Raw genomic sequence first — 11,789 nt, 5'->3', positions numbered from 1 at the left:
TGCTTGATGATATGGATTTAGATGTTATAATTAGGAGAAAATAAGTCTTGATGCTTTTGAAAGAGGAAAAACAAAATGTCACTAAAAGAAGTACTTCAAGAAAAACGAGAAGAAATTATTAGTATTGCTGCTAAACATGGAGCTTATAATCTTCGTATATTTGGTAGCGTTGCTAGAGGCGAAGAGAGAGAGAAGAAAGCGATATAGATTTTTTAGTTGATTATGATTTAAACAAAATATCATCTTGGTTTCCTAGCGGTTTAATCATAGATTTAGAAAAAATTTTAAATCGTAGAGTGGACGTATTAACAATCAAGTGTTTACATGATTTAATAAAAGATAAAGTCTTAAGAGAAGCTATCTACTTATGAAGGAAAGTCGCGTATATCTAATCCACATTCGTGATTGTATAAATAGAATAAAACAGTACACAGTAGAAGGAAAAGAGGTATTTTTCAATGATATCAAAACTCAAGATGCCGTATTGAGGAATGTTCAAGTTATGTGTGAGTCTGTACAAAAGCTACCAAACGATATAGTTCACCGTGTTATGAGTGCTGCACTTTCAACTCGTCCTGAATGGGTTATTGAAAATTCTCGGCGCCGTGCCGAAAGTATAATGAATGCTGGTAAAGCTGAATACTATCATCATACGGCAGAGTGCTTAAAGAAAACTCGTGCTGGATATGTTGCATCTAACAAGCAAGCAGAATGGAGACAATATTATAACGAGTTGCTCTCAGTTCATAGTCGCAAAAGCAAGTTATGGGGTTTTTGAAGCAAATGTGATTTGTTAAGTTATGTAAATTTGTTTGAGTTATGGAAAATTTTGCATAAAACATCCCTACTTCCTTCGTAAACAACTTGGTAGTTGTGGGGATAACACCTAAAACGACCCTGAAAACGAGTTTTAGTAGGAGGTTTCGATGTGTCAATTAGCTGAACAACTGCGACAGTTGGCGATGGAAGCGCAAAACAACCCCTCCAATAGTGTCGCTAGACGTAAAGCCTTAAATGATTTGGTTAAATTAATTCAATGCTCTGGACAGTTGAGTAGACAAAAAAGATGGTCGCAGTTACCTAACTTTGAGGAAGTATATCAAGAGGCAGTTAATGATGCTTTTGTAAAGTTCTGTAAAGGTATAGATAATTACAATCCTCAATATCCGGTGATGGCATGGGTAAATCATATATTTAGGTGGTGCTTTCTAGATGCGGTGAATAGATACCGTACACGTACACCAATATCTTCCTTTGATGAGGAAGCAGCAGAAGAGAAGCTGTTTAAAGATTTTGTTGAAGGTGAAGAAGAAAGCAAAGAAGATGTTAAGTTATTTAGAGATTTTATTAAAAGTGACCCAGAAGGTATTTTGCGAAATTTGCATATTAGAAGAGATAAAAATACTAATTTACAAATAATTTTGATGTTTCTTTGTGAGGGTAAAGAATGGAAAGATATATCTAGAACATCAGGTCATCCTATTCCTACACTTTCAAGTTTTTATCAAAGAAGCATAAAAAAGCGTAATGTCGTTGAGTATTGTCGTAAATATTTACAGTAGACCATAGCAGCAATTAAATCAATACAAGCAGGTAAGTCATTATGAACATAAGTACTCGACAAGATAGTTTTAAGGTCTTTTTATCTTATTCAGCACATGATGTTGCTAGAAAACAAAGTCAAGGTATATCTAGTACCGAAGCAACAAGAAAAGTTTACCTTAACTCTTTAGCTATCTACGCTGTAGAGTATTATTTAAATTGTATGAGTTTTGAAACAGTTAAGGATAGAGACAATAATCAAAATCCTTGGATGCAAAGTTTAATTAATGTAGCAGATGTAGAAGTTAAAAATATTGGTAAGCTAGAGTGTTTACCTATTTTACCAAATACTAAACATTGCAAAATTTCACAGGAAGTTGCTTCCGACCGTGTAGGATATATATTTGTGCAAATTAATTCATCTTTAGACGAAGCGCATATTATTGGATTTACACCTAGTGTCAGCGTTCAGGAGGCGCCCATTGTTGCGTTAAATCAATTACAATCAGTAGATGATTTACTAGAATATTTAACTCAAAAAGAACAAGCAGCAGTTGTAAACATTCGTGAATGGATGCAAGGAGTGATTACAGAAGGTTGGCACAATCTTGAAAATATATTAAATCCACAGCAGTTAATTTTCGCAAGGAGTCCCAGATTTTGTATTACACAAGCTAAAAAGATTGATGTGGGTTTACAACTAGATAGTACACGTATTGCATTAGTTGCACAAGTGACCTCAGAAAATGAAAACACAGTTAATATTGCAATTCAAGCTTATCCTTTAGAAGGTACATACTTACCTCAAGGATTAGAGCTAATTGTCAATGATGAAAATGAAGAAAACGTTTTGAATGCAACTTCTAGAGAACATGATAACTGGGTTGAAGTCTCACTAAGTGCCCAAGCTGGAGAAAAATTTAGTGTAGACCTTTGTTTAGGAGAGTCGAAAGTCACACAAGAATTCATTGTGTAATAACGTGTAGTAGAGACGCGATTAATCGTGTCTCTACAATGCACGAATTTTATAAAATATTTTAATATTAAACCATTTATGAAAAAACTAGTTGTTCTCAAATTTGACGGCGCCTTAAAATCAGGTTTTAGAGTCAATTTAACAATTAGTAACGAAGGTGAAATACCAAAGTTAATTATTAGTGCTAAATTACCATCAGCACGCGCGATAATTCAACATTCTCAAGCTTGGTGTAATATATATCGTAGTTTATACGGAGAATTTCGGATTCGACCTCTCGGTGCAAAGAATGTAAATATTGAAGCTCTAAACCAAGACTTGAGTCAAAAATCGCAAGAACTAATTAACACTTTAAATACTTGGTTAGCATCAGATTCTTTTATTCAAGTCAAGAATTGTTTGGAAAAATTAAATATTGAAGATGAGATACGAGTAATTATTGCTACTAGTTGTCAAGAATTACGTAAGTTGCCTTGGCATTTGTGGAATGTTTTACAAAAATACCCAAAAGCTGAAGTTGCTTTAAGCGCACCTGATGCTGAACGTGGGGAACGCATTTACCGAGACAAAGCCAGAATACTAATTATTCTTGGTGATAGTACAAGTATAAATGTCGAAGCTGATAAAGAACTTCTTCAAGAATACTGTAAAAATGGTGAAATAATTTTACTCAAAGAACCATCGCGCGAAATTTTAATTGACCATCTACGCGATAATGCTGGATGGGACATGTTATTTTTTTCAGGACACTCTCGAACTGAAGGAACTCAAGGACGTATATTTCTGAACAAACATGATAGCTTGAAGATGCTAGAATTAAGAGATGCGATGCAAATAGCTATCAATAAAGGATTACAGATAGCATTTTTTAATTCTTGTGATGGTTTAGGCATAGCATTAGAGTTAGAACAGTTAAATATACCCCAAGTTATCGTAATGAAAGAACCTGTGCCAGATAAAATAGCACAGGAATTTTTAAAGTATTTTTTGCATGAATTTACTGGTGGTCAGTCGCTATATCTCTCTATCAAAAAAGCGCGCGAATGCTTGCGTAATAATTATGATGTCACTTTTCCGTGCGCTAGTTGGCTACCTGTAATCATCCAAAACCAATTAGAAACACCACCCACTTGGCAAAGTTTAGGAATAATTTCTTTATGTCCTTACCGGGGTTTAGAGATATTTCAAGAACAACACGCGGAATTTTTCTTTGGACGAGAAGCTTTTGTTGAAGATTTGTTGACAGATATCGCCCGTAAACCTTTTGTTGCTGTAGTCGGCGCCTCTGGTAGTGGAAAATCTTCTGTAGTGTTTGCTGGCTTAATTCCCAAGTTACGTGGTCATAATCAAAATTGGCAAATAATTTCGTTTCGTCCAGGGAATAAACCATTTGAATCTTTAGCTATCGCTTTAAAGAAGGGAGAAAGTGTAGTCAAGCTAGAAAATTATTTAAAAAGTAATATCTCCACACTACAAAATATTCTTAAACAACGAAACTTTTTATCTAATATCTTACTCATTATTGACCAATTTGAGGAAATCTTTACGCTTTGCTCAGATGCCGAAGAACGTAAGATGTTTATCGATGGTTTACTGCAAGTAGTAAATAACTCATCTACATTCACTTTATTAGTTACTATACGGGCAGATTTTTTGGGCAAAGCCATATCTTACGAACCTTTGGGTAAAACTTTGCAAAAATATCCACCTTCTTTACTGGCGCCAATGAACCGTCAGGAATTAGAGAAGGCAATTACACAACCTGCGTCAAAGTATTATGTAGAATTTGAATCTGGTTTGGTTAATAAGTTAATAGATGACGTTGGGGATGGAGAAGGTAGTTTACCTTTGCAGCAGTTTGCTTTAACTCAACTTTGGCAAAAACAACGTCCCGGTAAGTTGACGCATCAAGCTTATCGAGAAATTGGTGGAGTTAGGGAAGCTATAGCTAACCATGCTGAATATGTTTACCGACGTTTGAGCAAAGAACAACGGAAAATGGCACCAAATGTATTTATTCAGTTAGTACAACCTGGAGAAGGTACTGAGGATACTCGACGGGTTGCTACAAAACAAGAAGTAGGAGAACAAAATTGGGAATTAGTGCAGCATCTAGCTAATTATAGATTACTAGTGACAAATTGTAATCAAGATAAAAATCAAGAAGAAACAGTAGAAATAGTCCACGAAGCTTTAATTCGAGAATGGGGAACTCTTCGTAATTGGATTCAAGATAACCGTGAATTTAGAACTTGGCAAGAAAGATTAAAGCTAGAGGTGCGAGAATGGCACAATAATAATTACGATTCTGGAAGATTATTACAGGAAACACCGTTAAGTATCGCGTTAAGCTGGTATAATCAGCGTGCGTCTGAGCTAACTCAAGAACAAAAAACCTTTATTCAAGCAAGTGTATCTAAACAAAAAAAGAAACAAAGAGAAACAAAAATCAGGCGTAGATTAACTATTTTTGCCCTAGCTTTTGGCTTGGTAACAGTTTCTATATTTGCTGGACTCAATGAAATTCGCAGGACTGATGCAGAAGTTGCTAGATTAAGTATTATATCAGAAAAGTATTTTGCAAGAAATGACCAAGAAGCTGCTTTAACACAAGCTATCAAAGCTGGGAGACAATTAAAAAGTATTTGGCAACCCTGGATAACCTCAGCAACCCAAATGCTGACTGTATTTACATTACAAGAGACTGTATACAACTTTCAAGTCAAAACCCTGAAAGGACATACAGATATAGTTTTTGGTGTCAGCTTTAGTCCAAATGGTAAACTACTTGCTTCTGCATCAAGCGACAAAACTATCAAACTTTGGGATACTGCAACAGGTAAACAAATTCAAACGATACAGGATGCTCATAATTCTAGCGTCAGAAGTATCAGCTTTAGTCCAAATGGTAAAATCCTCGCTTCCGCATCTACAGACAAAACAATAAAACTCTGGGATATTACAAATAGTAAATATATTAAACCAATCATAACCTTAAAGGGACATACAGGCGCCGTTTTTCGAGTCAGCTTTAGCCCAGATGGTAAAACCATTGCTTCTGCATCTACAGACAGAACAATAAAACTCTGGGATGTTAAAACTGGTAAAGTAATTATAACTCTAACAAGTCACAATGATGCAGTTTTTGGCGCCTGCTTTAGTCCAGATGGTAAAACTATTGCTTCAGCATCTGCTGACCAAACACTCAAACTTTGGGATATTGAAACTGGTGAAGTAATTATAACTTTTAAAGGACATACATCTCAGGTTTGGGGTGTCAACTTTAGTCCGGACGGTAAAATGCTTGTTTCTGCATCTTGGGACAAGACAGTGAAGTTGTGGGATATAAAAACTGGCGAAGAAATTAAATCTTTTTTAGGACACCTAGACGCAGTTTTTGGTGTGAGTTTCAGCCCAGATGGTAAAATTATTGCTTCTACATCCTCATCCAAAGACACAACAGTAAAACTCTGGGACGTTAATAGTGGTTCCGAAATAAAAACTTTTAAAGGACATACAGACTCAGTTATTGGCATCAGCTTTAGTCCAGATGGTAAAACATTTGCTTCAGCGTCTACAGATAGAACAATTAAACTGTGGAATATTAAAACTCCTTCGGATATTAAAACTTTACACGAAAATGCAGATAAGATTACTGCTATCAGTTTTAGTTACGATGGTAAAACTATCGCTACTTCAAATGATAATAATATAATAAAATTATGGGATAATGATACAAAATATGAAAAAAAATCTCTGAGTGGACATACAGCATTAATTAATGCTATAAGCTTTAGCCGAGATGGTAAAACCCTAGCTTCTGCCTCTTGGGACAAAACAATAAAATTATGGGATATTAATACAGGTAAAGAAATTAAAACGTTTAAAGGGCATAAAGAAGCTGTTTTTGGCGCCAGTATCAGTCCAGACGGCAAAACTCTAGCTTCCGCATCTGAAGACAAGACAGTAAAACTCTGGGATATTTATACAGGTAGAGAACTGAAAACCTTTAGTGGACATAAGTCTAGCGTCATAAGCGTTACCTTTAGTCTAGATGGAAATACTTTAGCTTCGACATCAAGTGATACTACGATAAAACTTTGGAATATTAATACGGGAAAGGAAATTAAAACTCTTAAAGGACATACTTCCCATGTTTGGAATGCCAGCTTTAGTCCGGACAGAAAAACTCTTGTATCTACTTCTCGTGACCGAACATTAAAAATATGGGATATAAATACAGGACAAGAAATTAAAACCCTTAAAGGTCATACAAATTTGGTATATGGCGCCAGTTTTAGTCCGGATGGTAAAACGCTTGCTTCTGCATCCAGTGACAAGACTGTAAAACTTTGGGATACTAACACTGGTTCTGAAATCAAAACTCTCAAAGCACATCAAGGTGCCGTTATTGGAGTTAGCTTTGGTCAGGATGGTAAAACCCTTACCTCTATATCTAATGATAATACAATAATTTCGTGGAATTTTAATTTAGATGATTTACTCGCGCGCGGATGTCAGTCAATACAGAATTATTTGCATAATGACCCTGATGTAAATTCTAATGATAGGCGCCTATGTAACGATATTAAACGTGATTATTAAAAAAGGTTTTCTTGAGAAATTCAGTTTCTTAGTCCTAGTTGCATAAAAACATTCAAGTAAGAGCGTATTTATATATGAAGGCTGCTGGTGATACCGTTACACACATCAGTGTCTGCTACAGCCTAGTAATTTTATTATCTTTTATTTTTCAAAATATGCAATAGAAATATTTGCTTGCAAAGATGTTGTGCCTTCATCTTTACAGGGTTGTTTTTTGCATGTTGACCCAAAATTTTGAACCAGGACTTTCTATAATGAAACTAAAATCTCAACTACTCGGCGCCTTATTTTTTATCGTTAATATCTCTGCTGTAATTGTAACGGTGCCTTTGTCACCCCTTCTGGGCGCGGATACAAGTAATGACAATTTTACCCAGGCAAGTGCTAAGTCAATAAAAGTTTTGACAATTCTAAACCCTGGAGACTGCACTCCGCCAAAAAACCGTAAACCTGCCAATATTTCAAGAGCAAGAAATAATTCCTGCTCAAATATCTCACGTTGATCTTCAAGTATTATTAGTCCGGGGAAGCGCTCGCTACTCTTCACCAGACTTGTTTTTTATTCAGCTAATCGTAATTCTTTTGGGGTTTTACACTCCTGTGTTATTTCCAAGGTTTTCTGACTCAAACCTTCCCTAACATACTTAATCTATCTATGAAATTAAAATGCACTCGTTTTTATTGTAAATTAGGCTTGTTTGAGAAGATGTTTTACTAAATTGTCCTTTACCATCATTTGACGCAACACTTCCATCAAAAACTCTTGAGCTTCTTGTTGACTCAAGGTTTGAACTTGGTCTTTCAGAGTTTGTAAGCGGAACTGCTGTTCTAAGGTCAATTCATTGGGGAAATTCATTATTCACTCCTAGTTAAATTATTAAATTGCTCGTAAACAGTAAGCATGGCTAGTATTTAAGCACTAAAGTGCTTATTACGATTGTTTTTGCTACTTTGCTTTAGTTTAACATGCAGTTACTAGTTTTGTCTACTTTGTCAAGCGATAATTAATGATGGCAACAAAAGTTTACAATTAGGTATTCCATTGAGAGGTAAGTTTTTTATGAGGCGCCGCTTGCTGTAATCTGCACTTCAGCAGGTGAGGTAATCAACCAATATAAGAGTTGAAAGCAGATTGTAAACAGGTGTAATGTTAAGTAATAAGGTTAAGAACAAATGAAAGTTGACACATCACTCTCAGGAATTAGGTATAGGAGTCAAAAGTTAGATGGATGCATTAGAATTTTTCCGGTTGAGTGCGGGCAAGTGGAAATCTTCGCGGGTTACACACCACCTTGCTTTTAAGCGTTCGGAGACAGGGGAATCTGAAATTTTAGTGGAAACACTGGCAGCAGATGACCCTGAAATTATTGAATTGTGTAAAATGCACGATATAGACCCCACTTTATCGATAGGTGGTTCGCGCGTGCGTTGGCTAGGAACAATGGCGTGGGATAGAGAGGGTGAAGAAAACCACGAGGGTAAAACAGTATTTGCAATTGTGCCAGATATAGATAATCCTCGTAAGGGTAGATTGTTACGTGAACGCGGTTATGCAGAAATTATGCCTGTGGTTGGTCAGTTCCATATGGATGAAGAAGACGGGTTGGTATTAACTACTGATTATGAAACTATGAGTTCGATAGAACGATTCTGGTTCTCAGGTGGTAATATGCGAATGCGTACTAGTACTGTCAAGCGCTTTGGTGGTTTTAGCACTGCATCATATTGCGTTGAAAGTCGCGTTGATAGTGACGATAAATCAACTGAAGCAAATAATGTGGCGCCGCAATATGCTTCGGTACTAGGTTGGTAAAATATAATATTATGTTAGATTCTCGAAAAATTCAATAAGTCGGGAATCTAGCAATTTTGCAATATTCATGATACAGAATACAAGTTTACATTTCAATAATTCTTATCAGCGTGGTTTTGAGTACCTGCAAATGGTGCGGGGTTTTGCTCTGGAGTCGCGAATGGTTGATATAATGGAGAACTTGCGCGATAGTACGGTGATTTGTAATTGGATTGGTCAAAATATAGACGCAGTTAATGCTCTATTAAATACTTATTTACAAGCTTGCCACGAATGCTTTTATCCTGAAGAACGTCGTGATATTCAAATTTTTGCAGTTCCTTTAGCGCAGTCGTTAGGTATAGATGGACTATGTAATATTTGGATGGCGCCGACGACTATTATAATTGATGTTGGAAGAATTGCACCAGAAGATTGGTTTGGTTTGGTGACACATGAGTATGCTCACGCACATCTAGGAAGTGTAGGACATAATCAGGAATTTGCGAACGTTTTATTTCATTTGTGTTTAGGGTTAGGATTTCCTCTACCTGTATGGGAAGCTCTTACGATGGAAAAAAGTTTGCGAAGCTGGCCTTACTGTCGGTCAATAACAGACCCATTAGCTTTTTGGCGTGGTGAAATTGATATATATGATATTTATTATAATATTTAGTTATGTTAGCGATTAACAGCAAATAGTAATTGTTTTGGTGTTAAGTGAATAATGATTCGCTGCTTCTCCTGAGTAGAAAACTTGCATGTACATGGAGAATGTTTTACATGGCACTTCCATTATTGACTTATTCACCCTCTTCACAAAATCAGCGTGTTTCTGGGTATGAAATTCTTGGTGATGAACAACCGAGAATTTTTACAACCGATAACTTACTAACCGCATCTGATATGGATACGTTGATACTAGCAGCGTATCGGCAAGTATTCAACGAACAGCAAATGCTTGCTTATAACCGTCAAACTTTTTTGGAATCACAACTCAAAGCTGGTCAAATAACAGTTAGAGATTTTATACGGGGACTTGCGACATCTGATACTTTCAAAAGACGTAATTACGACAGTAACAGTAATTATCGTTTCGTGCAAATGTGCATCCAGCGTATTCTTGGACGTGAAGTTTATAACGAACGAGAAAAACTCGCATGGTCAACTGTACTAGCTACCAAAGGTCTTAAAGCTTTCATTGATGATTTACTCAACAGTGAAGAGTATCTAAACAGCTTTGGTTATAATACAGTACCATATCAGCGGCGCCGAATTTTGCAGCAACATAAAAGTGGTGAGCTTCCATTCGCGCGTATGGCTCGTTATGATAAACACTATCGAGACACACAACCGCGCGGACACATTTACCGCTTTACTGATACAGTCAAACCATTTAGTCTAGAAACCTTCTTGCGAGAAGCGGATTTCAGGGCAGCAGGTGGGGTAGTAGCAATCTTCGTAGGGATTATTGTACTCACTTTGCTAATCAGCTACGGACTCAATCCAGCATAATACCTCGTAGGGTGCGTCAAAGCGATTAGAGTCTTCAATAAAACGAAAATCATCTGCTTTGACGCACCATTCATCCAGAGTGTCGGTGCTCGTAGTAACTTACGCTCGGCGCCAACCAAACAGAATTAAAGACATGAAGCACTACCAAGACCAGCACTCTTCGTGCTTACAACGAGTATATACGTGAAGTTTCGTTAATTTTTATAATAATTATGAGATTAAGCTACACCTACTCCTTTAAGATATCTTTTGAACTTGTTAATTTTAGTTAACCTCACGGAGTGTAGTTGTGGCATTACCTCTACTAGATTACGCACCAAAGAGCCAAAACCAACGTGTTGAAGGCTACGAGGTAGGAAACGACGATAAGCCCAGAATATTCTCGACAGATAACTTGTTATCTTCGGATGGCATAGGTGTTCTAATAGAAGCAGCTTACCGTCAGATTTTCTTTCATGCATTTGCGGCTGACCGCGAAAGATTCCTCGAATCCCAACTTCGCAACGGACAAATTACCGTGCGCGACTTTATTCGTGGACTAGTGCTTTCAGATAGATATAGAAGAAGCTTCTACGACCTCAATAGCAATTACCGCTTTGTTGAACAAACTGTACAACGTGTACTTGGACGCGATGTATATAGCGAGCGAGAAAAAATCGCTTGGTCAATTGTAGTTGCAACAAAAGGTATTCGCGGCTTTATTGACCAACTGCTTGATAGCGAAGAATATTTAGATAACTTTGGCTACTCGACAGTTCCTTACCAACGTCGTCGTAACTTGCCTGGACGTGCAGAAGGTAGTGAATTACCTTTCAACATCAAGTCTCCACGTTACGAAGACTACACCCGCGCGAAACTTGGTTTCCCTCAAATTATCTGGCAAACCGAAGTACGTCGCTATATACCTCAAGAGAAGAAGGCGAAAGCTGGCGACCCCGCAAACTTCTTGAATATGGCGCAAAGCTACGGTAATATTGGCAATAACCCACAACGTTTGTCACCTTACAACGTTGACTTTCAAAAAGATGTTCCTTATCGTCAAAAATCTGGCATAAGATAACATCGCGTCGCATAATATCTAAATATCTTAAAAATTGGTCATTAGTCATTAGCCAAGAATCAAGAGTTAAGAGTTGTCTTTCAACTTTCAGCTTTCGGTTTAGGGCTTGAGACTAATGACCTTGGTTTTTGCTTAAATAAGCCAGGTTTTTCTGATGAAATTATTATTATAAATCTTTTTATGTATTTACAGTATTTAATAATTAGTAGTTTTGTGAAATATAAAACTTTTATTCATTTCTTAATCAATAATTAATAGCTTAATAAACTTAACTAGTTAATGTTCAATTATTGTTTTAA

General features: G+C 36.6%; 10 protein-coding genes and 1 pseudogene. 9 read left to right on the top strand and 2 right to left on the bottom strand.

Translation table 11 applies throughout. The annotated features are described in order from the left end of the window. Positions 1-75: 75 nt before the first annotated feature. From AC2JBO_RS01535 to AC2JBO_RS01515, 5 genes and pseudogenes are all read left to right on the top strand, one after another. Positions 76-371: pseudogene (locus AC2JBO_RS01535) on the top strand (nucleotidyltransferase family protein). Further along, positions 368-778: a HepT-like ribonuclease domain-containing protein gene (locus AC2JBO_RS01530; protein WP_496951855.1), complete on the top strand. Its 411-nt coding sequence runs from the start codon at positions 368-370 to the stop codon at positions 776-778. Before AC2JBO_RS01535 ends, AC2JBO_RS01530 begins: the two are co-directional and overlap by 4 nt. Positions 779-926: 148 nt before the next feature. Beyond that, positions 927-1,562 (top strand): sigma-70 RNA polymerase sigma factor region 4 domain-containing protein, encoded by a 636-nt coding sequence (locus AC2JBO_RS01525; protein WP_496951854.1) that lies wholly within the window; start codon positions 927-929, stop codon positions 1,560-1,562. Positions 1,563-1,603: 41 nt separating this feature from the next. Continuing rightward, positions 1,604-2,518 carry a DUF1822 family protein gene (locus AC2JBO_RS01520; RefSeq protein ID WP_496951853.1) on the top strand — a complete coding sequence of 305 codons (915 nt, stop codon included), beginning with the start codon at positions 1,604-1,606 and terminating at the stop codon, positions 2,516-2,518. 78 nt (positions 2,519-2,596) lie between these two features. Then, positions 2,597-7,123 carry an nSTAND1 domain-containing NTPase gene (locus tag AC2JBO_RS01515; protein ID WP_496951852.1) on the top strand — a complete coding sequence of 1,509 codons (4,527 nt, stop codon included), beginning with the start codon at positions 2,597-2,599 and terminating at the stop codon, positions 7,121-7,123. A gap of 268 nt (positions 7,124-7,391) precedes the next feature. Here AC2JBO_RS01515 and AC2JBO_RS01510 read toward each other — a convergent pair whose 3' ends face one another. Together AC2JBO_RS01510 and AC2JBO_RS01505 are read right to left on the bottom strand one after the other, a co-directional pair. After that, on the bottom strand, positions 7,392-7,670 hold the full coding sequence (locus AC2JBO_RS01510; protein ID WP_496951851.1) for a hypothetical protein: 279 nt from the start codon (positions 7,668-7,670) through the stop codon (positions 7,392-7,394). Between the two features lie 141 nt (positions 7,671-7,811). Continuing rightward, the gene (locus tag AC2JBO_RS01505) at positions 7,812-7,979 is read right to left on the bottom strand and encodes an NblA/ycf18 family protein (protein ID WP_073616654.1); all 168 of its coding nucleotides are present in this window, start codon (positions 7,977-7,979) and stop codon (positions 7,812-7,814) included. A 369-nt stretch (positions 7,980-8,348) separates the two neighbouring features. Between AC2JBO_RS01505 and AC2JBO_RS01500 the strand changes: the two genes are divergently transcribed. From AC2JBO_RS01500 to AC2JBO_RS01485, 4 genes are all read left to right on the top strand, one after another. Beyond that, on the top strand, positions 8,349-8,936 hold the full coding sequence (locus AC2JBO_RS01500; RefSeq protein ID WP_496951850.1) for a phycobiliprotein lyase: 588 nt from the start codon (positions 8,349-8,351) through the stop codon (positions 8,934-8,936). 67 nt (positions 8,937-9,003) lie between these two features. Next, positions 9,004-9,591, top strand: a complete 588-nt coding sequence (locus AC2JBO_RS01495; protein WP_496951849.1) for a hypothetical protein — start codon at positions 9,004-9,006, stop codon at positions 9,589-9,591. Between the two features lie 107 nt (positions 9,592-9,698). Beyond that, positions 9,699-10,430, top strand: coding sequence for a phycobilisome rod-core linker polypeptide (locus tag AC2JBO_RS01490; RefSeq protein ID WP_496951848.1), 732 nt, complete (start codon positions 9,699-9,701; stop codon positions 10,428-10,430). Positions 10,431-10,719: 289 nt separating this feature from the next. Continuing rightward, positions 10,720-11,490 (top strand): phycobilisome rod-core linker polypeptide, encoded by a 771-nt coding sequence (locus tag AC2JBO_RS01485; protein ID WP_496951847.1) that lies wholly within the window; start codon positions 10,720-10,722, stop codon positions 11,488-11,490. Positions 11,491-11,789 lie beyond the last annotated feature (299 nt).

This window comes from Calothrix sp. CBUCES-K 9914, assembly GCF_059640475.1.
Note: the sequence above shows the minus strand (reverse complement) of the source record. Positions and strands in the feature narration are given on the sequence as shown.

Bases quoted from the DNA above. Each gene is read 5' to 3' on its own strand.
- AC2JBO_RS01505 (WP_073616654.1), bottom strand. From the start codon at position 7,979: ATGAATTTCCCCAATGAATTGACCTTAGAACAGCAGTTCCGCTTACAA.
- AC2JBO_RS01530 (WP_496951855.1), top strand. From the start codon at position 368: ATGAAGGAAAGTCGCGTATATCTAATCCACATTCGTGATTGTATAAAT.
- AC2JBO_RS01500 (WP_496951850.1), top strand. From the start codon at position 8,349: ATGGATGCATTAGAATTTTTCCGGTTGAGTGCGGGCAAGTGGAAATCT.
- AC2JBO_RS01525 (WP_496951854.1), top strand. From the start codon at position 927: ATGTGTCAATTAGCTGAACAACTGCGACAGTTGGCGATGGAAGCGCAA.
- AC2JBO_RS01490 (WP_496951848.1), top strand. From the start codon at position 9,699: ATGGCACTTCCATTATTGACTTATTCACCCTCTTCACAAAATCAGCGT.
- AC2JBO_RS01515 (WP_496951852.1), top strand. From the start codon at position 2,597: ATGAAAAAACTAGTTGTTCTCAAATTTGACGGCGCCTTAAAATCAGGT.
- AC2JBO_RS01495 (WP_496951849.1), top strand. From the start codon at position 9,004: ATGATACAGAATACAAGTTTACATTTCAATAATTCTTATCAGCGTGGT.
- AC2JBO_RS01520 (WP_496951853.1), top strand. From the start codon at position 1,604: ATGAACATAAGTACTCGACAAGATAGTTTTAAGGTCTTTTTATCTTAT.